Raw genomic sequence first — 22562 nt, 5'->3', positions numbered from 1 at the left:
CCGCATCAGGAGCAAGAGTTGTATTTCACCGACCGTGGCATCGAAGAGCTGGAGAAGCGGCGCGGCGAGGAGGAGGTCACCTTCGAGTGGCTCGCCGAGCAGCTACGGGCTTTCGTGGATCTGAACCCGGACTTCGAGGTGCCGGTGGAGCGGCTGGCGACGTGGCTGGCCCGGCTGGACGACGAGGACGAGGACGACGAGTAGGGCCTGCGGGAGGGAATGCCGGGTGGGGCGCCTGTGGGCGCCCCTTTTTGTGTCCCAGAACGGGTGTCTTGACTTTCCCTGACCGCGATATATCGTGAATTGCAGAAGACGCGATATGGCGCGTCACGGCGGGGAGGTCTGCACCATGTCCCAGTGGTCCGTCACGGAACCCGAGAAGCTCACGTTCGACGATCCCGTCACGGCCCTCCACGTACGCATCGTCGACGGAACGGTGAACGTGGTGGGCACCGACGAAGGTTCCGCCCGCCTGGAGGTCTCCCGGATCGAGGGACCGCCCCTGGTGGTGACCCAGGAGGACGGCACCCTCACCGTGGCGTACGACGACCTGCCGTGGAAGGGCTTCCTGAAGTGGCTCGACCGCAAGGGCTGGCGGCGCAGTGCCGTCGTCTCCCTGGCCGTGCCGGCCGAGACCCGCGTCGAGGTGGGCGTGGTCAGCGCCGGTGCCGTCGTCTCCGGGATGCGCGGGACGTCCGTGGTGAAGGGCGTCTCCGGTGACACGACACTCGTCGGGCTGTCCGGCCCGGTCCGCGCCGACACGGTCTCCGGGAACCTGGAGGCCCAGGCCGTCACCGGCGACCTGAGGTTCAACTCCGTCTCCGGCGACCTCACGGTGGTCGAGGGCTCCGGCTCCTCCGTGCGGGCCGATTCGGTCAGCGGCTCCATGATCGTCGACCTCGATCCGGACGGCCCCACCGATGTGCGGCTGACCAACGTGTCGGGCGAGATAGCCATCCGGCTGCCGCATCCGGCGGACGCGGAGGTCGAGGCGAACACCGCGAGCGGCACGATCTCCAACGCCTTCGACGGCCTCCGGGTGCACGGCCAGTGGGGCGCGCACCGGATCACCGGCCGCCTCGGCACGGGCAGCGGCAAGCTGCGGGCGACGACCGTCTCCGGCTCCATCGCCCTGCTGCGCAGGCCACCCCGGGAGGACGAGGACGAGCGCTGGGACGACGCCGGGGACTCCGGCACGCGGGCGGAGGACACCAGGTCCGGGGCCGGCGACCGGACGGACGGTCCGCGGAGCGACCCGACGGACGCCCCCCGGGACGGCTTGGGAGACAATTCCGCTTCCGGCCCGGGCGAGGGCTCGACCAGCGCCCCGGCCGACAGCACGACCGACAAGAAGGTGCTCTGACATGCCTCCCGTCTTCGCCCACGGCCGCCTCCGCCTCTACCTGCTGAAGCTCCTGGACGAGGCCCCGCGCCACGGCTACGAGGTGATCCGCCTCCTGGAGGAGCGCTTCCAGGGCCTGTACGCGCCGTCGGCGGGCACCGTCTACCCCCGCCTGGCCAAGCTGGAGGCCGAGGGCCTGGTCACCCACACCACCGAGGGCGGCCGCAAGGTGTACGCCATCACGGACGCGGGCCGCGCCGAACTGGCCGACCGCAGCGGCGAACTTGCCGACCTGGAACTGGAGATCCGGGAGTCGGTCGCGGAACTCGCCGCCGAGATCCGGGCCGATGTGCGCGGCGCGGCGGGCGACCTGCGGCGCGAGATCCGGGCGGCGGCCTCCGAGGCCCGCCGCGGGGGCGGACCCCGGACCGGGGCCGAACAGGACGCCGCCTTCGGGGACCACACGGACCACACCGACAAGGAGGCGTGGCGCGCGGCCAAGGAGGAGATGCGCCGCGTCAAGCAGGAGTGGAAGGAGCAGGCCCGCCGGGCCAAGGACGAGAGCCGACGGTCCCGCGAGGAGGCCCAGCGGGCCCGCCGCCAGGCCAAGGAGGCACAGGAGCGGGCCCGGGCGCAGGCGCAGGAGGAGGTGCAGCGCATCGCCCGGCGCGTCCAGGAGCAGGTCCAGGACCACTTCAGCCGGGGCGACTGGCCGACAGGCGTGCGTGAGGGACTGACGGAACTGGCCAAGGAGTTCGGCGAGTTCGGAAAGGACTACGGCAAGGGGTTCGGGAAGGACTTCGGCTTCGGCCGGGGCTACGGCAACGCGGAGAAGGCGGCACCGACCGCCGAGTACTCGCACGCCCCGGAGGACTTCCCTGCGGAGTACGAGCCGACCTGGGCCCACGAGGACTCCACCGGCGACCCGGCCCGCGACCTGGACCGTCTGCTCGACCGTTTCCGGGACGACATCCGCGACGCCGCCCGGGACCACGGCGTCACACCCGACCAGCTCCGCGACGCCCGCCGCCACCTCTCGACGGCGGCGGCCCACATCGGGGCACTGCTACGCGCCCCGAAGGCCTAGGCATCGCCCACGCGGTCGACGGGCGGCGGGCCCCCGACCAGCCCGCCGCCCTCCCCGCACCTCTCCCACCACGCACCGGTCAACCCGCCTGGGCCTCTCCCGCGCCGTACAGCACCCGCGTCAGCGACTCGTGCGTCGCCCCGTGGTCGGCGAGAACCTCTGCGGGGACTCCGGGCCGGACAGCGAGGGCCAACAGGATGTGTTCGTCGCCGACGTGACGGTCCCGACGGGCGACGGCGATGCGCAGGGCCTTCTCCAGCACCTCCTTGGCGCCCCGGCTGAAGGACCGGCGGCTCGCCCACCACCCCTTGTCCTTCCGGTCGCCGGACATCGCCCCGACGCCGTGCACCTCCTCGACCCGGGCGACGATCTCCGAGACGTCGATCCCCAGTCCCGCCAGGGCATCGGCCTCGGCCTGGGACAACCCGGCACGCCGCCGCGCCTCGACCAGCGCCGCCCGGACCTCTTCCCTCCGCTCCCCCAGCCCGACCGCGGCCAAGGCGAACGAGGCACGGCTGCCCTCCCGGTCGAGCAGAGCGAGCAGCACGTGCTCCGCGTCCACGGACTGCACCCCAGCCCTCTCCGCATGCTCGACCGCCCCCCGCACCACGTCCCGGGCGTCCTTCGTGAACCGCTCGAACATCAATGCCTCCCGTACTTCTTGTGCACGGCCTGCCTGCTCACACCGAGCTCCGCGGCGATCTCCTGCCACGACCAGCCCTGATTGCGCGCACTACGCACCTGCACGGCCTCCAACTGCTCCAGCAGCCGGCGCAACGCGGCGACGGCCCGCAGCCCGACCCGGGGATCGCGATCACCCGCACGCTCGGCGAGATCCGTTGCTTCACTCATGACGTCAACCTACGTTGACAGGCCCTCGACTGTCAACCATCATTGACACACACCAACGGCCGGCCCGGAAACCGGACCGGCCGCAAGACGGAAGAGTTACTGGCCGTTCGTGAGGACGATCTTGCCGAACTGCCCCCCGGACTCCATCCGCGCAAAGCCCTCGCGGGCCCGGTCCAGAGGCAGCACCTCGTCGATGACCGGACGCACACCGGCGGCGGCGCAGAAGGAGAGCAGGTCCTCCAGCTCGTCCTTGGTCCCCATCGTCGACCCCACGATCTTGAGCTCCAGGAAGAAGATCCGGGTCAGCTCGGCATGCGAGGGCCGGTCACCACTGGTGGCGCCGGAAATGACGAGCGTGCCACCCGGCTTCAGGGACTTCACCGAGTGCGACCAGGTGGCGGCACCCACGGTCTCGATGACGGCGTCGACCCGCTGCGGCAGCCGAGCCCCCGACTCCAGGGCCTCCACGGCCCCCAGCTCAACCGCCCGCTTCCGCTTCGCCTCGTCCCGGCTGGTGGCGAAGACCCGCAGCCCGGCCGCCTTCCCGAGCACGATCGCGGCCGTGGCGACACCGCCCCCAGCGCCCTGGACGAGCACGGAGTCACCGGGCCTGACCCCCGCGTTCGTGAACAGCATCCGGTACGCCGTCAGCCAGGCCGTGGGCAGGCAGGCGGCCTCCTCGAAGGAGAGCTCCTTGGGCTTCGGGAGGAGGTTCCACGTCGGTACGGCGACCTGCTCGGCGAACGTCCCCTGATAGCGCTCGGTGAGGATAGAGCGGGGCTCCTTGGGGCCGACACCGTGCCCGCTCTGTCCGATGACGGAGTGCAGGACGACCTCGTTGCCGTCCTCGTCGACACCGGCGGCGTCACAGCCGAGGATCATCGGCAGCTTGTCCTCCGCGAGGCCGACGCCGCGCAGGGACCACAGGTCGTGATGGTTGAGGGAGGCGGCCTTGACGGTGACGACACTCCAGCCGGGGCGGGCCTCGGGAGCCGGACGCTCTCCCAACTCGAGGCCGGCGAGCGGCTGGTCGCGGTCGATTCGGGCGGCGTAGACAGCGAACATGACCTTGACGATAGGCTCCGCCGGCGGCGCGGGGAACCAGGGTGCGCTGTGACACACGCCCTGCTGCCGGGGTGAGTCCAGTCACCCCGCGTCCCCTGTCACCCGGCGTTGGTGCCGGACGAGGGTGGGTCGCGCAGCCCGGCGCTTACGGGGCGCCGCCTGCGCCCACGCGTGCCGCCCTAGGCGGCACGAATGCCCGCAGCTGGGCGAGCCGACTGCCTGCAGCTGACGCGGACCGGCTGCCAGCTGGGCGGACGGACCACGCACCCGCAGTCGCCCACGGCGACAAGGGGCCGTGTCGGGGGGTGTCCGCCCGCAGCGGTTGGCGCGTCAACACGGGCACCTTGCCAGGTGACCGATTCCGCGCCGTTCCGAGGACGGACACCCCCCGGCGCGGCCCCGACCCACCGCACCACCGAAGGCGCTACCCGCACCCCCACCGAACCCGCACAGGCCGCCGCAGGCTCCCCGGCCCAACAGCCGCAGGCACCCCCACAGGCCGCCGGAGGCACCCGCACAGCCCCAGCCGCCGGAGGCACCCGCACAGACCACCCCAGGCACCCCAGGCACCCCCGACCCAACCGCCGCAGGCACCCCCACAGGCCGCCGCAGGCACCCGCACAGACCACCCCAGCCGCCCCAGGCACCCCCGACCCAACCGCCGCAGGCACCCCCACAGGCCGCCGCAGGCACCCGCACAGACCACCCCAGCCGCCCCAGGCACCCCCGGCCCAACCGCCGGAGGCACCCGCACAGGGCTACCGCCGAGCAACCCCCTCCGCCCGAGCCGCCGCAGCCACCGCCGCCGTAACAGCCGGAGCCACCCGCTCGTCGAACGGCGACGGAATCACATAGTCCGCAGCCAGGTCGTCCCCGACCACAGCCGCCAGCGCCTCGGCCGCCGCCAGCTTCATCCCCTCGGTGATCCGGGAGGCCCGCACCTGCAACGCCCCCGCGAAGATCCCGGGGAACGCCAGCACGTTGTTGATCTGGTTCGGGAAGTCCGACCGCCCGGTGGCCACCACGGCCGCGTACTTGTGCGCCACATCGGGGTGCACCTCGGGGTTCGGGTTGGCCATGGCGAACACGAACGCCCCCGGAGCCATCGACGCCACCGCGGCCTCCGGCACCGTACCGCCCGAAACCCCGATGAAGACGTCGGCACCTTCCAGCGCCGCCTCCAGCGACCCGACGATCCCCGCCTTGTTCGTGAACCCGGCCAGCTCCCGCTTGACCGACGTCAGATCGTCCCGGTCCCCCGACACGATCCCCTTCCGGTCCGCGACGGCGACATCCCCGATCCCGGCCTCGACCAGCATCTTCGCGATGGCGACACCAGCCGCGCCCGCGCCCGAGATGACGGCCCGCAGATCACCGAGCCCACGCCCCGTCAGCCGCGCGGCGTTCCGCAGCGCCGCCAGCGTCACCACCGCCGTACCGTGCTGGTCGTCGTGGAAGACCGGAATGTTCAGCCGCTCCTGCAGCTTCCGCTCGATCTCGAAGCACCGCGGCGCCGAGATGTCCTCCAGGTTCACGCCACCGAAGGACGGCGCGAGCCGCACCACGGTCTCGACGATCTCGTCGACGTCCGTGCAGTCCAGCGCGATCGGAACCGCGTCCACGCCCCCGAACTGCTTGAACAGAATCGCCTTCCCCTCCATCACCGGAAGGGAGGCCTCGGGCCCGATGTCGCCGAGCCCGAGCACGGCCGTACCGTCCGTCACGACGGCGACCACCGACGACTTCCACGTGTAGTCGTGGACCAGGTCCGGCTGCTCCGCGATGGCGCTGCACACCTTCGCGACGCCGGGCGTGTACGCCAGGGACAGGTCGTCCTTGTCCCGGACCGGCACGGTGGCCTGCACGGCCATCTTGCCGCCGCGGTGCAGCGCGAACGCCGGATCGAAGGAATCGAGGGGCTCGGCCCCGCCCTCCTGCTCCGTATTGCTGTCGCTGCGAGGATTGACGATCTCCGCTGCCACTTTGTTCTACCCCTTAGGTCTTCATGGTTTGAGGGTGGCCACTCCTGGTTGAGAAGTGGGCGGGCACCGCGTACGGCCCTGATGGTGCTGCGCACGGGATACGCACGGGCACATACGCGACGGGCGCGCCGCACACGCGCCCTGAGCCCCGGATGAGGGGTGTGAAGAACCTTCTTACCCGACGGACGGCGCTGACGACGAGTCCATAACGCGCAAGGCCCGCAAGATCACACGCCGCACGATGCAAGCCGAAGCGAGCCGAACGCAAGCCGGCACCACACGAGCCGAAGCAAGCCGAACACGAGCCGACACTCCACAAGCCGCCACGACGACAGCACAAGGACGACAGCCACGTGTCGGTGACATGGATCATGCCGAAATCCAGGGACAACCTTAGAGAGCCCTTGACGGGGTCGGGACGGCCACCGAACCGGCCGCCACCAGCACAGACCCGATCGTCCGAATCCCGGCACACACCGGAGATCTTCCGGCCGGAAGGACAGATTCCCGTAGATGGTGCGGTCGGGATGTACCGACCTGGTGCGGTTCGGGGGTCGCCCGTTATCCGATTTTGACATGGCGGGCCCCATGAATGCCTCAGTCCGAATGGCAAGATGCCGTAATCACACAAGGTCGCGACACTCGAAGGCGCGTGCTCTCGTCGACCCAGGACCCATCAGGATCCAAGGCAGCCGCCGAACCCATCGGCAGCTGCCCGCCCCATCGGCAACTCCACCCATCCGCCGGAGGAACCCACCATGACCGCAAGCTCCACCCGTCGTACGACCGCCGCGCACCATCGGCTAGCAGCGGTCGGTGCGATCGCGGTCGCAGGCACCCTGCTGCTCACCGGCTGCGGTGACCAGACCAAGGACAGCGGCTCGGACAGCACCGACACCGCCTCGGCGAGCGCGGCCCCGCTGGCCGACAAGCTGCCGAAGGAGATCCGTGACAAGGGCGTCATCCAGGTCGGTTCCGACATCGCCTACGCGCCGGTCGAGTTCAAGGACAGCTCCGGCAAGACGGTCGGCATAGACCCGGACCTGGCGGCCGCGATGGGCAAGCAGCTGGGTGTGACGTTCGAGTTCGAGAACGGCACGTTCGACACGCTGATCACCGGTCTGCGCTCCAAGCGGTACGACATCGCCATGTCCGCGATGACCGACACCAAGGACCGCCAGGAGGGCATCGACTCCGACACCGGCAAGAAGGTCGGTGAGGGCGTCGACTTCGTGGACTACTTCACCGCCGGTGTCTCGATCTACACCAAGAAGGGCGACGACCAGGGCATCAAGACCTGGTCCGACCTGTGCGGCAAGAAGCTCGTGGTGCAGCGCGGCACGGTCTCCGAGGACCTCGCCAAGTCCGAGGCGAAGAAGTGCACCGGCGGCAAGACGATCTCCATCCAGCCCTTCGACAACGACCAGCAGGCCCAGACCCGCCTGCGCGCGGGCGGCGCCGACGCCGGTTCCTCCGACTTCCCCGTGGCCGCGTACGCCGTGAAGACGTCCGGCGGCGGCAACGACTTCCAGATCGTCGGCGAACAGGTCGAGGCGGCGCCGTACGGCATCGCCGTCGCCAAGGACCAGACCCAGCTGCGGGACGCCCTGAAGGCCGCGCTGGACGCTGTCATCAAGAACGGCGAGTACGAGAAGATCCTTACGAAGTGGGGCGCCGCCGACGGCGCCATCAAGGAAGCCGTCATCAACGGCGGCAAGTGACCGCGCGCCGCGGCCACTGAAAGGCAACACCCGTGACTGTTGACATCGACAAGACGGACGGGCCGGCGGACACCCCGCCGGCCGGCCCGGAGGCCATCAAGGCCATCCCGGTCCGTCACTACGGGCGGTACGTCTCCGCCGTAGTCGCCCTCGCCGTACTGGGCGGGATCATCTACGCGTTCTCCCAGGGCAAGATCAACTGGGGAGCGATCCCGGACTACTTCTTCAACGACCGCATCCTCAGCGGCGTGGGCAAGACGCTCATGCTCACGGTGCTGTGCATGCTCATCGGCGTCGTCGGCGGCATCCTGCTGGCGGTGATGCGCCTGTCGAAGAACCCCGTGACCTCGTCCATCGCCTGGTTCTACATCTGGTTCTTCCGCGGCACCCCGGTCCTGGTCCAGCTCATCGTCTGGTTCAACCTGGGCCTGGTCTTCGAGTACATCAACCTCGGGCCGATCTACAAGGACGAGTGGTCGCAGTTCATGACCCCGTTCCTGACGGCGCTGCTGGGCCTCGGCCTCAACGAGGCGGCGTACATGGCGGAGATCTGCCGGGCCGGTCTGCTCTCGGTCGACGAGGGCCAGACCGAGGCGGCGCACGCGCTGGGCATGAGCCACGGCAGGACGCTGCGCCGGATCGTCGTCCCGCAGGCGATGCGCGTGATCGTGCCGCCCACGGGCAACGAGGTCATCAACATGCTGAAGACGACCTCTCTGGTGTCCGTGGTCCAGTACTCGGAGCTGCTCCGCGTCGCCCAGGACATCGGCCAGACCTCCGGCGCCCCGGCCGAGATGCTGTTCCTCGCCGCTGCCTGGTACCTGGTGCTGACCTCGGTGTTCAGCGTCGGCCAGTACTACCTCGAGAGGTACTACGCGCGCGGTTCGAGCCGGACGCTCCCGGACACGCCGTTCCAGAAGATCAAGGCGAACATGCTGTCCCTCGGGAACTGGAGGCGTTGACCCATGAGCACGATCCCCATGGTCAAGGCCGAGGGTGTCCACAAGTCCTTCGGTCCGGTCGAGGTCCTCAAGGGCATCGACCTGGAAGTGAAGTCCGGCGAGGTCTTCTGCCTCATCGGCCCCTCCGGATCCGGCAAGTCGACCTTCCTGCGCTGCATCAACCACCTGGAGAAGGTCAACGCCGGCCGGCTGTACGTCGACGGAGAGCTGGTCGGCTACCGCCAGAAGGGCGACAAGCTGTACGAGCTCAAGGACAGCGAGGTCGCGCTGAAGCGCCGGGACATCGGCATGGTCTTCCAGCGCTTCAACCTGTTCCCGCACATGACGGCCGTGGAGAACGTCATGGAGGCCCCGGTCCAGGTCAAGGGCGTGAGCCGGGCGCAGGCCCGGGAGCGGGCGCAGCAGCTGCTGGAGCGGGTCGGCCTGGCCGACAAGGCGGCCAGCTACCCCTCGCAGCTCTCCGGCGGCCAGCAGCAGCGGGTCGCCATCGCCCGGGCCCTCGCCATGGACCCGAAGCTCATGCTCTTCGACGAGCCGACCTCGGCCCTCGACCCGGAGCTGGTCGGCGACGTCCTCGACGTCATGCGCGACCTCGCAGAGTCCGGCATGACGATGATCGTCGTCACCCACGAGATGGGCTTCGCCCGCGAGGTCGGCGACAGCCTGGTCTTCATGGACGGCGGCGTGGTGATCGAGTCCGGCGATCCGAGGGACGTCCTGACGAACCCGCAGCACGAACGGACGCAGTCGTTCCTGTCGAAGGTTCTGTAGCACTGCAGCAAGCTGCGGCGATCACGGAAGGGGCGGTACGGGGTTCCCGTACCGCCTCTTTCTCGTGTTCTCGTGCCACCGCTACTTCAGCGCCAGCAGCAACGTGTCCGAAGGCGAGCACCACACCGGCCGCGCCTCCCCGAACCCCGTCTCGCGCAGCACGCGCGCGTGCCACGCCGCCGAGGGCATGTCGCCGTCCGCGTGCTCGCCGTAGATCTCGAAGCGCCTGGCCGTCGGCTCGGCCAGCACCGGATCCTTGGCCGCCACCTGCCACCACTCGGCCCAGTCGAGGGCCCCGTCCCGCTTGGCCTGATCCATGCCCGCGTGCCGCAGTGCGCGCTCCGCCGCGTTGATCCGGGGCGTGGTGTCGTCGATCATGTGGTCCGCGTTCATGAAGACACCGCCGTCGCGGACGAGCTCCGCGACCTGACCGTAGAGGGCCGCGAGGGGTTCGCTGTGGAGCCAGTGCAGGGCCGTGGCGGTCAGGACGGCGTCGTAGGAGTCGTACGGCAGCCCGGCCGGCCACTCGTGGTCCTTGAGGTCGGCGGTGACGAAGGTGACGCGCTCGTCGCCCGCGAAGGTGCCCTCGGCGATGGCGAGGAGGGCCGGGTCGAGGTCGACGCCGGTGCTGGTGGCCTCCGGGAACCGGGCGAGCAGCCGGGCCGTGATGGTCCCCGTGCCGCACGCGAGGTCCAGCACACGCGGCGCGGTGCCGACGAGGGCCTCGACCATGTCGAGCATGATCCGGAAGCGGTCCTCCCGGTCGGGCATGTACCACTCCTGCTGGCGGTCCCAGCTCTCCTGCCAGGCCTGCCAGTCGGTGCCGGCCGTGGTGGTGTCCGTGTCCGTCATCGAGCCCCTCCATCATGCGATGTCATGCGATGTCATGTAACGCATGTCACGTAATACCCTGGATGCACGACCGGCTGTTACCCCGACCGCATCACGACCATAGAGCGCCTCCGTAAGGACTACAAGTGGAACTGGCCTATTACTCGGACTACGCCGTACGTCTCGTCAACAGCGAGGAACCGGCCCGGGGCAAGGACGCGCTGACCTCGGTCGAAGCCGTCCGCGACCTGTTCGGGGTCAATCAGTCGGCGGCCCGCCGCGCCACCGACGCGGACGTGACACGGTTCCGCTCGGTCCGCGCCCGGCTGCGCGCGGTCTTCGAGGCGGCGGACGGCGGCGACGAGACCCTCGCGGTGGACCTGCTGAACTCACTGCTGCTGGAGTTCCCGGTGAGCCCACAGATCTCCGGCCACGACTTCCGGGACGACGACGGCCGCCCGCTGTGGCACATGCACCTGGCGGACCACCCCTCCAACGCGACCGCCGGCTACGCGGCCATCGCGGCGATGGGCCTGGCGTTCCACCTGACCGAGTACGGCGTGGACCGCCTCGGCATGTGCGAGGCGGCGCCGTGCCGCAACGCCTACCTGGACACGTCCACGAACCGCTCCCGGCGCTACTGCTCCGACCGCTGCGCCACCCGCGCCAACGTGGCCGCCTACCGCGCCCGCAAGCGCCTGGAGGCGGACCGGTCGGGCAGGACGGGCCTGGCGGCCGACAGCGCCCAGCGCAGCAGGGCCAGCGGCGAGCGCTGATCCGGCCGACGCGGCCGGAAACGGAAGCGGACCTTGCCCAGGATCAGTTCGTCGGGCACGGCCCCGTAGTCGGTGCTGTCGCCACCGGCGTACGCGTTGTCCCCGAGCACCCACCAGCCGCCCTCGCGGCGCTCCGCCGCGCGCTTGACGACGAGCAGGTCCTGCTGGAACGGATGGCGCAGAACGACGATGTCACCCGGCCTGATCCGCCCCCCGTGCCGCACCACGAGCCAGTCCCCGTGATACAGCGTGGGCACCATCGACGGCCCGGTCACCTCGACCCAGCCGAAGGGCCGGTCCGCCCTCCCCCGTTCGGCATCCTGCGACAGCTCCGGCATCACCCGGCACCTCCCCGGTTCATCCTCCACCAGTCTCAGTCTCACCCCGGACTTTTGTCCTAAGCCCATGGGGGCACTCGCGAAATCCCCTCTCCCGGGGAGTAATGTCGCACCTGAGAAGACGATCACGAGGAAGGATTGCTCCATGCTTTCCCGCCTGTTCGCCCCCAAGGTCAAGGTCAGCGCCCACTGCGACCTGCCCTGCGGCGTGTACGACCCGGCCCAGGCCCGCATCGAGGCGGAGTCGGTGAAGGCCATCCAGGAAAAGATGGCCGGCAACGACGACCCGCACTTCCAGGCGCGCGCCACCACCATCAAGGAGCAGCGCGCGGAGCTCGCGAAGCACCACGTCTCCGTGCTGTGGAGCGACTACTTCAAGCCCCCGCACTTCGAGAAGTACCCGGAGCTGCACCAGCTGGTCAACGACGCCCTCAAGGCCCTCTCGGCCGCCAAGGGCTCGACCGACCCGGCCACGGGCCAGAAGGCGCTGGACTACATCGCCCAGATCGACAAGATCTTCTGGGAGACCAAGAAGGCCTGACCCCGCGTCAGCCTGCCCGACCGGCGATCGGTGCACCATCGCGGGTCGAGGAACACCCCGAAGGGGCCCGGCCGGACTCGCTCCGGTCGGGCCCCTTCGGCGTGTCCCGGGTGGGAGGGTGCTCCACATGGGAGGGTGCTCCACATGGGAGGGTGCTCCACATGGGAGGGTCGCCCAACCGTCAGTCCTCGCCGGCCTCGGCCTCATCGGCCGTATCGTCCTCCCCCGCCTCCAACAACCCCGCCGCCGCCCCCACGACGCGTGGATCGGGGACGCCGACGACCTCGTCGTCCTTGTCCGTGTAGTCGAAGCGGGCCAGCACGCTGCGCATGGCCTCGACGCGGGCCCGTTTCTTGTCGTTGCTCTTGACCACCGTCCAGGGTGCGTACTCGGTGTCCGTCTGGCGGAACATGGCGACCTTGGCGGCGGTGTAGTCGTCCCAGCGGTCCAGGGAGGCGAGGTCCATGGGGCTGAGCTTCCACTGCCGTACGGGGTCGATCTGGCGGATCGTGAAGCGGGTGCGCTGCTCGCCCCGCGACACCGAGAACCAGAACTTCACCAAGTCCACGCCGTCGTCCACGAGCATCCGCTCGAACAGCGGCGCCTGACGCATGAAGCGCCGGTACTCGTCGTCCGTGCAGAAGCCCATGACCCGCTCCACGCCGGCCCGGTTGTACCAGGACCGGTCGAAGAGCACGATCTCGCCCGCGGTCGGCAGATACTCCACGTACCGCTGGAAGTACCACTGCCCGCGCTCGCGTTCGGTCGGCTTCTCCAGGGCCACGACCCGCGCGCCCCGGGGGTTGAGGTGCTCCGTGAACCGCTTGATCGTGCCGCCCTTGCCGGCCGCGTCCCGGCCCTCGAAGACGATGACGAGCCGGCGTCCCGTCTCCTTGATCCAGCTCTGCAACTTCAGCAGTTCGATCTGCTGGAGCCGCTTGTGCCAGTCGTACTCCCTGCGCTCCATGCGGTGCCCGTACGGGTAGTTCTCCCGCCAGGTGTCGACCGGGCTTCCGTCCGGCTGGATGAGCACGGGATCGTCGTGGTCGCTGTAGTCGACCTTCAGATCGGCCAGTTCGGACAGCAGGGGCGACGACGTCATCGCGTCTTCCTTCCTCACGGTCCCATGGGAACCGCGGCGACTCAGTGGAACCGCGCCGACTCAGTGGAACTGCGGCACGATCAGGTAGATGCCGTACGCCACCACCGCCGCGCACGCGAGGAAGCACAGGCCGGCCTGGGTGACGGCGACGGCGGCGGTGCCGTTCTGTTCCCGGGCGTCCTCGAAGCGGGCGAGGCCGAGGACGCCGAGGGCGAAGACGACGACCACCGCGACGGTGACGCCGATGCTCACCGCGGCGACCTGGCCCAGTGCGCTCCAGTCGAGACTCATGCTGTGAACTCCCGTGACTCAGGCGGCCGTTCCGACCTTGGCGGGCGGCTCGGCGCGGAGGTTGACCTCGTGGTTGTCGTTGACGTTGTCGGCGTGCACCGGGTTGCGGCGGGAGAGGGCCACGATGCCCGCGGCGACGGCCGCGCCCACCAGGGCGACGACGACCGTGCCGACGTTCCCGCCGTGCTTGACGACGCTCGCGGAGACACCGCCGACCAGCGCCGCGGCGGGCAGCGTGACCAGCCAGGCGATCACCATCCGGCCGGCCACGCCCCAGCGGACCTCCGCCAGCCGCCGCCCCAGCCCCGCGCCGAGGATGCTGCCCGAGGCCACCTGCGTGGTGGACAGGGCGAAGCCGAGGTGCGCGGAGGTCAGGATGACGGTCGTGGAGGCGGTCTCCGCGGCGAAGCCCTGCGGCGACTGGATCTCGGTCAGGCCCTTGCCCATCGTGCGGATGATCCGCCAGCCGCCCAGATACGTGCCGAGGCCGATGGCGAGACCCGCGGACGCGATCACCCAGATCGGCGGACCGGCGTCATGACCGAGCGCGCCCGCGGAGATCAGGGTCAGCGTGATGACGCCCATGGTCTTCTGCGCGTCGTTCGTGCCGTGCGCCAGCGAGACCAGTGAGGCCGAGGCGATCTGCCCGAGCCGGAAGCCCTTGGTCACCGACTGCTTGCGGGCACGGGCGGTGAGCCGGTAGGCGAAGTACGTCGCGATCAGCGCCGCGACCCCGGCCACCACCGGCGAGGCCACCGCCGGGATCAGCACCTTCTCGACGACCTTGTCGAAATGCACGCCGTCGGAGCCGGCACCGACCCAGACCGCCCCGATCAGCCCGCCGAACAGCGCGTGCGAGGAACTCGACGGCAGCCCGACCAACCAGGTCAGCAGGTTCCACAGGATCGCCCCGACCAGGCCTGCGAAGATCATTCCCGGCGTGACGAGGGTGTCGTCCACGATGCCGCCGGAGATTGTCTTCGCAACCTCGGTGGACAGGAAGGCGCCGACCACATTGAGGATCCCGCTGATCAGCACGGCCGTTCTCGGCCGTAGCGCCCCTGTGGCGATGGAAGTGGCCATCGCGTTCGCCGTGTCGTGGAACCCGTTGGTGAAGTCGAAGGCGAGCGCCGTGACGATGACGACGGCCACCAGGAACGTGATGTGGTCCATTCCTTAATGCAAACAAGCGCAAGGCAATCCCAGGCGAACTGCAGGCAAAGGCTGTTCCAGGACCACGCGCGCGAGTGATGGAGGGCCTGTCACGCTGACGTGGTGGAAATTCGGCCGAAGGGTCGGGCGTCGCTGCCTACGATCACCGCATGAGCATCCGTTGGACGTACGCCTTCATCGACCGGCCCCAGGACGTGTTCGGCCGGGCCGGTGGGTTCTGGACCGCGGTGACGGACACGCGGCTGTCCGAACCGCGGGGTGAGCGGGACGAGTTCGTGACCCTCGTGCCGGGTGAGGGCGACGCGTGCGTGAAGGTCCAGGGCGTCGTCGACAGCGCGGGCGGGGCGCATCTCGACTTCGCCGTCGAGGACGTACCGGAGTTCGTCGTGTCGGCGCTGCGGCTCGGGGCGAAGGCGGTGGCCGATCACGGCACGCTGGTCGTGCTGCGCTCCCCCGCCGGGCAGGGGTTCTGCGCGGTGCCGTGGCGCGGCGAGTCGGTCCGGCCGCCGGTCGTGCGGGGCAGCCGCCTCGACCAGGTCTGCATCGACATCCCGCCTTCCCTCTACGACGCCGAAGTCGTCTTCTGGAGCGGCCTGTTGCCCGAGTGGCAGTCGCGGCCCGGCTCTCTCCCCGAATTCCATGTGATCGAGCCGCCGCCCGGCCTGCCCATCCGCATCCTCCTCCAGCGCCTCGGCGAGGAACGGCCCCTCTCCGCCCACCTGGACCTGGCCTGCGCCGACATCGAGGCGACCCGCGCCGCCCACGAACGGCTCGGTGCGCGCCTGGCCGCTCACGGCAGCCACTGGACAGTGATGCGGGACCCGGCGGACGGCCTGTACTGCCTGACGGGGCGCGATCCGGGGACGGGCGGGCTGCCTGGCGGGTCCTGAAGAAGCACTTGCGGGTCCTGAAGAAGCAGAGGACGTCCGTCGAACCGCACACCGAAGCACACCTAGTGCCTCAACCGCGCCGCCCGCCCCCGCAAGTACCGCTGCTCCGGCAGGCTCAGGGTCCTCGCGGCCGCCGATTCGTAGGCGGCGCGGGCTTCGTCGTACTCTCCCGCGCACTCCAGGAGATGGCCGCGGACCGCGTCCAGGCGGTGCCCCTCGCTCAGCTTCCCCTCCAGCGCCTCCAGTTCGGCGAAGCCGGCCCGCGGGCCGTGGACCAGGGCGACGGCGACCGCGCGGCCGAGGCGTTCGACGGGGCCGGGGACGAGCCGGACGAGGATGTCGTACAGGCCGAGGATCTCCCTCCAGTCGGTGGCCTCCGTGGACGGCGCCTCGTCGTGTACGGCCGCGATGGCGGCCCGCACCTGGTAGGGACCCGCGGGTCCCCTGCTCAGCGCCCGGGTGACCAGCGCGACGCCCTCCTCGATCGCCGCCTTGTCCCAGCGGCCGCGGTCCTGTTCGTCGAGCGGGATCAGCTCACCGTGCGGTCCGGTGCGCGCGTCGCGGCGGGCGTCGGTGAGCAGCATCAGGGCGAGCAGGCCGGCCACTTCGCCGTCGTCGGGGAGCAGCCGATGGACCTCGCGGGTCAGCCGGATCGCCTCCCGGGCCAGGTCACGCCGCTGGAGGCTCGGGCCCGAGGTCGCCGTGTACCCCTCGTTGAAGATCAGGTAGAGGGTCTGCAGTACGGCGGGCAGGCGCGCGGCCCAGTTGTCCGGGCGCCCGAAGCACACGCCCCGTACCTTCTGCTTGGCCCGGCTGATCCTCCCCCAGTTCTCGGCTTCGCTCGAACCGGGGGGACCCCCATCCCCATGGTCGCCTCGGGGACGAGATACGCCCGGGCGATCTCCGCCGTGGTCAGACCGCCGACCGCGCGCAGGGTGAGGGCGATCTGCGCGGGCGGAGGCAGATCCGGGTGGCAGCACAGGAAGAGGAGCGAGAGCGTGTCGTCCTCGCGAGGCCCCTGGTCCGCCCGGTCCGGGGTGACGAACGCATCGCGCGGGGTCAGCGCCGCCACCCGCTCCTCCCGCGCCCGCCGAGCCTCCTCCGCCCGCAGGGCGTCGGTCAGCCGCCGCGACGCCACCTTGATGAGCCAGCCCCGCGGGTTGTCCGGCAGCCCCGCCGAGGGCCACTGTCCGGCCGCCGCGAGCATTGCCTCCTGTACGGCGTCCTCGGCGGCGTCGAAGTGGCCGTACCGCCTCACCAGCGCGCCGAGGACCAGAGGGATGAGGCCGCGCGAAGCGCGTCGTTGAGGGGTGGTGGTCGGGCGGCGGGCGGGAGCGTGCCGGCGCAGCAGGTCCTCGACCTCGGTCGTGCCTCTCACGGTCTCCTCAGATGTCCCCGGCGCCTTCCATGACGGGCCGGATCACCACCGGGTAGTTGGGCGCGCCTTCCGGCTGGGGGCAGCGGGTGATGCGGTCGGCGATCTCGGTGACCCGCTCCAGGCTCTCGCACTCCAGCAGCCAGTAGCCCGCCATCAGCTCCTTGGTCTCGCTGTACGGCCCGTCGGTGATCACCGCCTTGCCGTCGTCGCCGAGCGTGACGGTGCGGGTGTGCGCCGGCTCGGCCAGGCCCTGCCCGTCGATCATCTCGCCGGTCTCCGACAGATCGTCGTTGATCGCGCTCATGTAGGCGTACATCGCCTGGACCTCCTGCTCGCTCCAGGCCGGGGAGCCCGGGGATGCCTTGCCGCGCATCGCCTCGTAGTCCGCCTGCGTGCCCTGCACCATGACCAGGTACTTCATGAGTCCGCTCCTTCGCGTCTTCGGCGTCTTCGGCCGGGCCGCCCGCGGTGGGCGGCTCTCACAGGGGACGTCGGAGCCGGTCGGGGGTTCTCGACAACTCGGCTCAGGTTTTTCGCGGCTCAGGGTTTCTTCGCGGCGGTCGTGCCGGTGGTCCCCGCGGCGGGCGCGCCGGGCTTACCGGCGGCTGCGCCGCCTTCGGCGGTTTCGGCGGTTTTAGCGACTTTGGCAGCTTTGGCGCTTTCCGCGCCTTCCTCGGCGTAAGCCTCGCAGTTCGGGTTGCGGCACGGGCCGGGAACCCACACCGGGACCCACGCGCCCAGCGTCTTGTGACGCCGGACGACCGTTTCGACGGCCTGTCCGCAGACGGGACAGACGTGCGTGTCGCTGTCCATGTCCTCAGGGTAGGCCTGGCCGGGGCTCAGCGCTTCCTGTCGTACGTACGGATCACGGCGCCGTTGCCGAAGCCGCGCACCGACTCCAGGGTGAACTCCGCGACCGCGAAGCCGGAGCCGAACATCGGCATACCCGTGCCGTACACGACGGGATAGGTCTTGACGACCAGTTCGTCGATCTCGTCGACCAACTCGCCCGCGAGTACGGAACCGCCGCACAGGTAGATGCCGAACTCGCCGTCCTCCGCCTTCAGTTCGCGGACCTTGCCGACCAGGTCGTCGGCGATGATCTCGACGTTCGGGTCGGGCGACTCCCGCAGGGTGCGGGAGGCGACGTACTCGCGCAGGTGGGCGTAGGGGCTGGTGATGCCCTCCTTCAGGGCCAGGTCGTAGCTGGCCCTGCCCTGGACGATCGTGTCGAACCGCTTGTTCGGCAGGTCGTCGAACCCGAAAGCCCGGCGGACCTGGGTCGGCGTGGTCTCCGGGTACTCCTCCCTGATGAACGCGGAGTAGTCCTCGTCGACGAAGGGGTACATGGACGAGGCGTCACCGTCCGGGTCCCCGATGAACCCGTCGATCGAGCAGGCGATGAAGTAGGTGAGCTTTCGCAAGCTGGTCTCTTTCCGTAGGCCTTCACTGCAACGACTCCAGTTGTAGTACTTCACCTGTAGTGGTTGCAAGCGATTTCCGAAGACCACGGAAAGTGGGAGAGAGGACTCCGCATGGCCGGCAACCTGAGCGCAGGGCCTCGCTCGTCCGACGCCTGGGTAGAGGCGCTCGCCCTCCGAGGTGCGCGCAGGCTGATATTCCGCGGGGGGACGCCGAGGCCGGGGGCCGTGGGCACCGCCTCCGCCCACTTCACCGGGCGCGACGACCTACTGCGGCAGAGCGACGCCCGGTTGCACGACCCGCCGGCGCCCCGGCCCCGAGGTGATCGCCGATCTGGGCTGTCCGGCCCTGCTGGAGATGCCCCTGGAGGCCAACCGGCGGCCCGAAGTGCGCGCCTCCTTCACCAAGTCGGTACGTGCCTGTCCGAGCGTCGTGGCGACGGTGGTGCCGAACTAGGGCCCTAGCCCTGTTCCCGGGGTTCACGCCACATCGGCCACATCTGCGGGCCGCCGTACGGCAGATCCAGGGGGTGGCCGATGAGCTCGAAGCCGAGGCGCTCGTACAGCTTCCGGCTGCGGGCGTTGCTGGCCTCCAGGTAGGCCGGCACCCCGTCGCGGTCGCAGCGGTCGAGGACCGAGGCGATGAGCGCGGTCCCGAGGCCCTCCCCCTGGCGCTGGGGGGCCACCGCGATCATCCACAGGTACGCGTGGGCGCGGCCCGGGGGGTGGATGCCGGCGGTCAGCCGGCCGATCAGTTCGACGCGCTCGTTCTCCGGGTCGACGGCCGCGCGCACCTGGGCCGGGCCCTCGTCATCGGCGTCGCCCGCGTGGTCGTCCGCGGGCACGGACAGCCACAGCGCGCACGCCGTACCGTCCTCGGTGACATCGATCCGCCCCGCGGCGAGCACGATGTCGGTGAACGCGGCCATCAGCCTGGGGTGGGTCGTACGGCGGTGCTCGTCACCGGGGAACACCCAGCGGCTGACCGGATCGTCCTGGAAAGCCTCGTCCAGCAGCCGGACGACGAGCTCGCGGTCACCCTCGTCGGCCGTCCGGATCCCCACGCCCATGTCCCGCCCCTTCGCCTCAACCGTCGTCGCCCGTACGGGGGTTGAGCCTACAGAGGATCCGCTGGGAAACGGGCCGGTCCCGCACACCGTGGGGATGTGCGGGACCTGCCGACCGGAGTCCACCATCGGGCGTGCGGGGTCAGGAGCCGCACGCTCGCCGTGGCTCCGGGGCCTTAGTGACCTTCAGCCGGCCTCGGTGGCCTTCAGCCGGCCTCGGTGGCCTTCAGCCGGCCTCGGTGACCTTCAGCTGCCGTACGCCCGTCAGTTGCTGCGCCGCGTCACGAACTCGGCGAGCGCGAGCAACCCGCCCGCCGCCTCCGGGTCGGACACCGCACGGGTCAGCTCCTGCATGGCGCGGGCCATCCGGTCGGCCGCCTGGACCTGCGCCCAGTCGCGCCCGCCCGCCTGCTCCACGGCCAGCGCCGTGCGCGCGATGTCCTCCGCGTCCTCCTTCTCGTAGGGAACGTCGTACAGCTCGGCCAGTTCGGAGGCCGCCGGTGTGCCGGAGGCGAGCGCGGCGACCACCGGCAGCGACTTCTTGCGGGCGGCGAGGTCCGCGCCGGCCGGCTTGCCGGTGCTGTCGGGGTCGCCCCATATGCCGATCACGTCGTCGATGAGCTGGAAGGCGAGCCCGGCCTCACGGCCGAACGCGTCCAGGGCCTCGACGTCCTCCTCCGGCGCTCCCGCGTACAGCGCGCCGAGGGCGCAGGCGCACCCGAGCAGCGCGCCCGTCTTGGCCTCGGCCATGGCCAGCGCCTCGTCGAGAGTGACCTCTCCCGGACGGCACAGCTCCATGGCCGTGTCCGCGTGCTGGCCGGCGCACAGCTCGACCACGCAGGCCGCGAGTCGGGCGGCGGCCCGCGAGGACGCCGGGTGCGGGTCCTCGGCGAGCAGCCGCAGGGCCAGCGCCTGGAGCGCGTCCCCGGCCAGGATCGCGTCGGCGTCGCCGAACACGGTCCACGCGGTGGGCCGGTGCCGCCGGGTGGTGTCGCGGTCCATCACGTCGTCGTGCAACAGCGTGAAGTTGTGGACCAGTTCCACCGCCGCGGCCGCCCGTACGGCCGCGGCCCGCGCCCGCTGTCCGCCGAGCGCGGCGGCCGCGGTGAGGACGAGTGCGGGGCGGATCGCCTTGCCCGCGTTGCCGGCCGCCGGTGTGCCGTCCGCGTGCTCCCAGCCGAAGTGGTAGAGCGCGATACGGCGCATGGAGCCGGGCAGCGACTCCAGGGCGGAGCGCAGCTCGGGGTCCACCGACGCCCGGGCTCCCTCCAGGATCACCGCCGCCTCGTGCCCGTCGAGCGGTCGCTCCGCTGCGGAGCTCTGTTTCGTCTCCGTCATGAACTCGGCCATGGGGTCCCCCTCGGAGAGTCCGCGGACGGTGGCGTTCCGCTGTGGCTGGTCGCATACGACCGGGGTGTACCCGCCCCGCGGGGCGGGGACACGGCTTCCACGTGCGGAAGCGTCACCTCCAGCGGCCGATCTCGACGTTCTCCAGGACGCCGAGCGCGTCCGGCACGAGAACCGCGGCCGAGTAGTAGGCCGTCACCAGGTACTTGATGATCGCCTGCTCATTGATGCCCATGAAGCGCACGGACAGGCTCGGCTCGATCTCGTCCGGGATGCCGGCCTGCTGCAGGCCGATGACGCCCTGCTCGGCCTCGCCGGTACGCATGGCGATGATCGAGGTCGTACGGGCCTCGGTGACCGGGATCTTGTTGCAGGGGTAGATCGGTACCCCGCGCCACGTGGGGATCCGGTTGCCGGCCATGTCGATGGTCTCGGGGACGAGTCCGCGCTGGTTGAGTTCGCGGCCGATCGCGGAGATCGCGCGCGGGTGGGCGAGCAGCAGTTTGGTGCCGCGCCGCCGGCTGAGCAGCTCGTCCAGGTCGTCGGGGCTGGGCACGCCGTCGTGCGGCTGCAGCCGCTGGTCGTACTCGCAGTTGTGCAGCAGCCCGAACTCGCGGTTGTTGATGAGCTCGTGCTCCTGGCGTTCCTTCAACGCCTCGACCGTCAGCCGGATCTGCTGTTCGGTCTGGTTCATGGGCTGGTTGTAGAGGTCGGCCACGCGCGAGTGGATGCGCAGCACGGTCTGGGCGATGCTCAGCTCGTACTCGCGGGGCCTGGCCTCGTAGTCGACGAAGGTGTGCGGGATGTCCGGCTCACCGTCGTGGCCCGCCGCGAGGTCGATCTCCTTCTCGCCGTACTTGTTGGTGCGCTGCGAGGGGATCGAGCGCAGCGCCTGGAGGTGCTCGCCCAGGGAGTCCGAACGCTCCGCGACCTGCTCGACGTCCTGGCGCGGCAGCACGAGGACCGTGCAGGAGGTGACCGCGCGGGCCGTGTACTCCCAGATGGCGTCGGAGTCGAGGAGCGCCTGGTCGCCGAGGTGCGCCCCGTCGGCGAGGACTCCGAGGGATTCGTCCTCCCCGTACGGGCCCGTGCCGAACTTCTCCACCCTGCCGTGTGCCAGCAGGTACACCTCGTCGGTCGGACTGCCGAAGGAGGCGATCACCTCCCCGGCGGCGAACTCCCGTTGCTCGCAGCGCCGGGCGAGCTCGGTGAGCACGTCCTCGTCCTCGTACGACCGCAGCGCGGGCAGTTCGCGCAGTTCGGCGGGGATCACCTCGACGCGGTCGCCGGTTTGCACGAACGTCACGCGGCCGTCCCCGACGGCGTAGGTCAGCCGCCGGTTCACCCGGTACGTGCCGCCCTGCACGTTCACCCACGGAAGCATGCGCAGCAGCCAGCGGGAGCTGATCTCCTGCATCTGAGGTACGGACTTGGTGGTGGTGGCCAGGTTCCGCGCGGCCGCCGTGCCGAGGCTCTGCTGCGGCCGGTCCTGCTCGGTGCGGACCTCTTCGCCTACCGACATAAGGAATTGCCCTCCCGGTCATGCACCGGCACCGATCTGCGCCGGGCATCGATCTGCACGGACAAGCCTTCCAGCGGATCGGAGCTGGTGCTATTACACGAAA

General features: G+C 70.3%; 25 protein-coding genes and 1 pseudogene. 10 read left to right on the top strand and 16 right to left on the bottom strand.

The window, feature by feature from the left end; all coding sequences use genetic code 11:
* The first annotated feature begins 18 nt into the window (after window positions 1-18).
* From Q4V64_RS35210 to Q4V64_RS35200, 3 genes are all read left to right on the top strand, one after another.
* Window positions 19-204, top strand: coding sequence for a DUF6104 family protein (locus Q4V64_RS35210; protein ID WP_124439251.1), 186 nt, complete (start codon window positions 19-21; stop codon window positions 202-204).
* A gap of 145 nt (window positions 205-349) precedes the next feature.
* The gene (locus Q4V64_RS35205) at window positions 350-1363 is read left to right on the top strand and encodes a DUF4097 family beta strand repeat-containing protein (RefSeq protein WP_124439193.1); all 1014 of its coding nucleotides are present in this window, start codon (window positions 350-352) and stop codon (window positions 1361-1363) included.
* A gap of 1 nt (window position 1364) precedes the next feature.
* A complete protein-coding gene (locus Q4V64_RS35200) occupies window positions 1365-2429 on the top strand; it encodes a PadR family transcriptional regulator (protein ID WP_124439194.1) in 1065 nt (354 codons plus the stop codon).
* 79 nt (window positions 2430-2508) lie between these two features.
* On the opposite strand, the gene Q4V64_RS35195 is transcribed toward Q4V64_RS35200, so the two are convergent.
* The 4 genes from Q4V64_RS35195 to Q4V64_RS35180 form a co-directional block, all read right to left on the bottom strand.
* A complete protein-coding gene (locus Q4V64_RS35195) occupies window positions 2509-3072 on the bottom strand; it encodes a Clp protease N-terminal domain-containing protein (protein WP_124439195.1) in 564 nt (187 codons plus the stop codon).
* Entirely contained in the window at window positions 3072-3281 is a 210-nt protein-coding gene (locus Q4V64_RS35190; protein ID WP_014674937.1) for an HTH domain-containing protein, read from the bottom strand. The genes Q4V64_RS35195 and Q4V64_RS35190 overlap by 1 nt, the downstream gene beginning before the upstream one ends.
* 96 nt (window positions 3282-3377) lie before the next feature.
* Window positions 3378-4346 (bottom strand): zinc-binding dehydrogenase, encoded by a 969-nt coding sequence (locus tag Q4V64_RS35185; RefSeq protein ID WP_124439196.1) that lies wholly within the window; start codon window positions 4344-4346, stop codon window positions 3378-3380.
* Between the two features lie 758 nt (window positions 4347-5104).
* A complete protein-coding gene (locus Q4V64_RS35180; RefSeq protein WP_124439197.1) occupies window positions 5105-6328 on the bottom strand; it encodes an NADP-dependent malic enzyme in 1224 nt (407 codons plus the stop codon).
* 758 nt (window positions 6329-7086) lie between these two features.
* Here Q4V64_RS35180 and Q4V64_RS35175 point away from each other — a divergent pair.
* From Q4V64_RS35175 to Q4V64_RS35165, 3 genes are read left to right on the top strand one after another with little or no spacing between them, the layout of a single operon-like run.
* The gene (locus Q4V64_RS35175) at window positions 7087-8049 is read left to right on the top strand and encodes an ABC transporter substrate-binding protein (protein ID WP_124439198.1); all 963 of its coding nucleotides are present in this window, start codon (window positions 7087-7089) and stop codon (window positions 8047-8049) included.
* Between the two features lie 32 nt (window positions 8050-8081).
* Window positions 8082-9011 (top strand): amino acid ABC transporter permease, encoded by a 930-nt coding sequence (locus tag Q4V64_RS35170; protein WP_124439199.1) that lies wholly within the window; start codon window positions 8082-8084, stop codon window positions 9009-9011.
* A gap of 3 nt (window positions 9012-9014) precedes the next feature.
* Window positions 9015-9782 carry an amino acid ABC transporter ATP-binding protein gene (locus Q4V64_RS35165; RefSeq protein ID WP_301184482.1) on the top strand — a complete coding sequence of 256 codons (768 nt, stop codon included), beginning with the start codon at window positions 9015-9017 and terminating at the stop codon, window positions 9780-9782.
* A gap of 81 nt (window positions 9783-9863) precedes the next feature.
* On the opposite strand, the gene Q4V64_RS35160 is transcribed toward Q4V64_RS35165, so the two are convergent.
* Window positions 9864-10634 carry a class I SAM-dependent methyltransferase gene (locus Q4V64_RS35160; RefSeq protein WP_124439200.1) on the bottom strand — a complete coding sequence of 257 codons (771 nt, stop codon included), beginning with the start codon at window positions 10632-10634 and terminating at the stop codon, window positions 9864-9866.
* Between the two features lie 125 nt (window positions 10635-10759).
* Between Q4V64_RS35160 and Q4V64_RS35155 the strand changes: the two genes are divergently transcribed.
* Complete coding sequence (locus tag Q4V64_RS35155) at window positions 10760-11389, top strand: CGNR zinc finger domain-containing protein (protein WP_124439201.1); 630 nt, start codon at window positions 10760-10762, stop codon at window positions 11387-11389.
* Here the strand turns inward: Q4V64_RS35155 and sodX are convergent.
* Window positions 11293-11727 carry a nickel-type superoxide dismutase maturation protease gene (sodX, locus tag Q4V64_RS35150; protein WP_124439202.1) on the bottom strand — a complete coding sequence of 145 codons (435 nt, stop codon included), beginning with the start codon at window positions 11725-11727 and terminating at the stop codon, window positions 11293-11295. The genes Q4V64_RS35155 and sodX overlap by 97 nt on opposite strands.
* A gap of 145 nt (window positions 11728-11872) precedes the next feature.
* Here sodX and sodN point away from each other — a divergent pair, with 145 nt between their 5' ends.
* Window positions 11873-12268, top strand: a complete 396-nt coding sequence (gene sodN, locus Q4V64_RS35145) for a superoxide dismutase, Ni (RefSeq protein WP_059416585.1) — start codon at window positions 11873-11875, stop codon at window positions 12266-12268.
* 181 nt (window positions 12269-12449) lie between these two features.
* On the opposite strand, the gene ppk2 is transcribed toward sodN, so the two are convergent.
* The 3 genes from ppk2 to Q4V64_RS35130 are packed head-to-tail and all read right to left on the bottom strand — an operon-like array spanning window position 12450 to window position 14834.
* Window positions 12450-13370, bottom strand: coding sequence for a polyphosphate kinase 2 (gene ppk2 / locus Q4V64_RS35140; RefSeq protein ID WP_124439203.1), 921 nt, complete (start codon window positions 13368-13370; stop codon window positions 12450-12452).
* Window positions 13371-13430: 60 nt separating this feature from the next.
* Window positions 13431-13661, bottom strand: a complete 231-nt coding sequence (locus Q4V64_RS35135) for a hypothetical protein (protein ID WP_124439204.1) — start codon at window positions 13659-13661, stop codon at window positions 13431-13433.
* Between the two features lie 18 nt (window positions 13662-13679).
* Window positions 13680-14834 carry an inorganic phosphate transporter gene (locus Q4V64_RS35130; protein ID WP_124439205.1) on the bottom strand — a complete coding sequence of 385 codons (1155 nt, stop codon included), beginning with the start codon at window positions 14832-14834 and terminating at the stop codon, window positions 13680-13682.
* Window positions 14835-14983: 149 nt separating this feature from the next.
* Between Q4V64_RS35130 and Q4V64_RS35125 the strand changes: the two genes are divergently transcribed.
* Window positions 14984-15724, top strand: a complete 741-nt coding sequence (locus tag Q4V64_RS35125; RefSeq protein ID WP_124439206.1) for a VOC family protein — start codon at window positions 14984-14986, stop codon at window positions 15722-15724.
* A gap of 62 nt (window positions 15725-15786) precedes the next feature.
* Here Q4V64_RS35125 and Q4V64_RS35120 read toward each other — a convergent pair.
* From Q4V64_RS35120 to Q4V64_RS35105, 4 genes and pseudogenes are all read right to left on the bottom strand, one after another.
* Window positions 15787-17102: pseudogene (locus tag Q4V64_RS35120) on the bottom strand (DUF6596 domain-containing protein).
* 7 nt (window positions 17103-17109) lie between these two features.
* Window positions 17110-17523: a YciI family protein gene (locus Q4V64_RS35115; RefSeq protein ID WP_124439207.1), complete on the bottom strand. Its 414-nt coding sequence runs from the start codon at window positions 17521-17523 to the stop codon at window positions 17110-17112.
* Between the two features lie 119 nt (window positions 17524-17642).
* Window positions 17643-17915, bottom strand: coding sequence for a hypothetical protein (locus tag Q4V64_RS35110; protein WP_124439208.1), 273 nt, complete (start codon window positions 17913-17915; stop codon window positions 17643-17645).
* Window positions 17916-17941: 26 nt separating this feature from the next.
* The gene (locus Q4V64_RS35105; RefSeq protein WP_124439209.1) at window positions 17942-18526 is read right to left on the bottom strand and encodes a dihydrofolate reductase family protein; all 585 of its coding nucleotides are present in this window, start codon (window positions 18524-18526) and stop codon (window positions 17942-17944) included.
* A 319-nt stretch (window positions 18527-18845) separates the two neighbouring features.
* On the opposite strand from Q4V64_RS35105, the gene Q4V64_RS35100 reads away from it, so the two are divergent.
* The gene (locus Q4V64_RS35100) at window positions 18846-18980 is read left to right on the top strand and encodes a hypothetical protein (protein ID WP_301184483.1); all 135 of its coding nucleotides are present in this window, start codon (window positions 18846-18848) and stop codon (window positions 18978-18980) included.
* Between the two features lie 4 nt (window positions 18981-18984).
* On the opposite strand, the gene Q4V64_RS35095 is transcribed toward Q4V64_RS35100, so the two are convergent.
* The 3 genes from Q4V64_RS35095 to Q4V64_RS35085 all read right to left on the bottom strand — a co-directional run bounded on the left by Q4V64_RS35095 (window position 18985) and on the right by Q4V64_RS35085 (window position 22459).
* Window positions 18985-19593 (bottom strand): GNAT family N-acetyltransferase, encoded by a 609-nt coding sequence (locus tag Q4V64_RS35095; RefSeq protein ID WP_124439210.1) that lies wholly within the window; start codon window positions 19591-19593, stop codon window positions 18985-18987.
* A gap of 261 nt (window positions 19594-19854) precedes the next feature.
* Entirely contained in the window at window positions 19855-20940 is a 1086-nt protein-coding gene (locus Q4V64_RS35090) for a family 2 encapsulin nanocompartment cargo protein polyprenyl transferase (protein ID WP_124439211.1), read from the bottom strand.
* A gap of 112 nt (window positions 20941-21052) precedes the next feature.
* Window positions 21053-22459 (bottom strand): family 2B encapsulin nanocompartment shell protein, encoded by a 1407-nt coding sequence (locus Q4V64_RS35085; protein WP_124439212.1) that lies wholly within the window; start codon window positions 22457-22459, stop codon window positions 21053-21055.
* Window positions 22460-22562 lie beyond the last annotated feature (103 nt).

This window comes from Streptomyces sp. NL15-2K (assembly GCF_030551255.1).
In the GTDB taxonomy this organism is placed as follows: domain Bacteria; phylum Actinomycetota; class Actinomycetes; order Streptomycetales; family Streptomycetaceae; genus Streptomyces.
The sequence above is the reverse complement of the archived record's forward strand: the minus strand, read 5'-3'. Positions and strand labels throughout refer to the sequence as shown.

Coding starts and splice junctions, on each gene's coding strand:
- Q4V64_RS35205 (WP_124439193.1), top strand. CDS start 350: ATGTCCCAGTGGTCCGTCACGGAACCCGAGAAGCTCACGTTCGACGAT.
- Q4V64_RS35200 (WP_124439194.1), top strand. CDS start 1,365: ATGCCTCCCGTCTTCGCCCACGGCCGCCTCCGCCTCTACCTGCTGAAG.
- Q4V64_RS35195 (WP_124439195.1), bottom strand. CDS start 3,072: ATGTTCGAGCGGTTCACGAAGGACGCCCGGGACGTGGTGCGGGGGGCG.
- Q4V64_RS35190 (WP_014674937.1), bottom strand. CDS start 3,281: ATGAGTGAAGCAACGGATCTCGCCGAGCGTGCGGGTGATCGCGATCCC.
- Q4V64_RS35185 (WP_124439196.1), bottom strand. CDS start 4,346: ATGTTCGCTGTCTACGCCGCCCGAATCGACCGCGACCAGCCGCTCGCC.
- Q4V64_RS35175 (WP_124439198.1), top strand. CDS start 7,087: ATGACCGCAAGCTCCACCCGTCGTACGACCGCCGCGCACCATCGGCTA.
- Q4V64_RS35165 (WP_301184482.1), top strand. CDS start 9,015: ATGAGCACGATCCCCATGGTCAAGGCCGAGGGTGTCCACAAGTCCTTC.
- Q4V64_RS35160 (WP_124439200.1), bottom strand. CDS start 10,634: ATGACGGACACGGACACCACCACGGCCGGCACCGACTGGCAGGCCTGG.
- sodX (WP_124439202.1), bottom strand. CDS start 11,727: ATGCCGGAGCTGTCGCAGGATGCCGAACGGGGGAGGGCGGACCGGCCC.
- sodN (WP_059416585.1), top strand. CDS start 11,873: ATGCTTTCCCGCCTGTTCGCCCCCAAGGTCAAGGTCAGCGCCCACTGC.
- ppk2 (WP_124439203.1), bottom strand. CDS start 13,370: ATGACGTCGTCGCCCCTGCTGTCCGAACTGGCCGATCTGAAGGTCGAC.
- Q4V64_RS35135 (WP_124439204.1), bottom strand. CDS start 13,661: ATGAGTCTCGACTGGAGCGCACTGGGCCAGGTCGCCGCGGTGAGCATC.
- Q4V64_RS35130 (WP_124439205.1), bottom strand. CDS start 14,834: ATGGACCACATCACGTTCCTGGTGGCCGTCGTCATCGTCACGGCGCTC.
- Q4V64_RS35125 (WP_124439206.1), top strand. CDS start 14,984: ATGAGCATCCGTTGGACGTACGCCTTCATCGACCGGCCCCAGGACGTG.
- Q4V64_RS35115 (WP_124439207.1), bottom strand. CDS start 17,523: ATGAAGTACCTGGTCATGGTGCAGGGCACGCAGGCGGACTACGAGGCG.
- Q4V64_RS35110 (WP_124439208.1), bottom strand. CDS start 17,915: ATGGACAGCGACACGCACGTCTGTCCCGTCTGCGGACAGGCCGTCGAA.
- Q4V64_RS35095 (WP_124439210.1), bottom strand. CDS start 19,593: ATGGGCGTGGGGATCCGGACGGCCGACGAGGGTGACCGCGAGCTCGTC.
- Q4V64_RS35090 (WP_124439211.1), bottom strand. CDS start 20,940: ATGGCCGAGTTCATGACGGAGACGAAACAGAGCTCCGCAGCGGAGCGA.
- Q4V64_RS35085 (WP_124439212.1), bottom strand. CDS start 22,459: ATGTCGGTAGGCGAAGAGGTCCGCACCGAGCAGGACCGGCCGCAGCAG.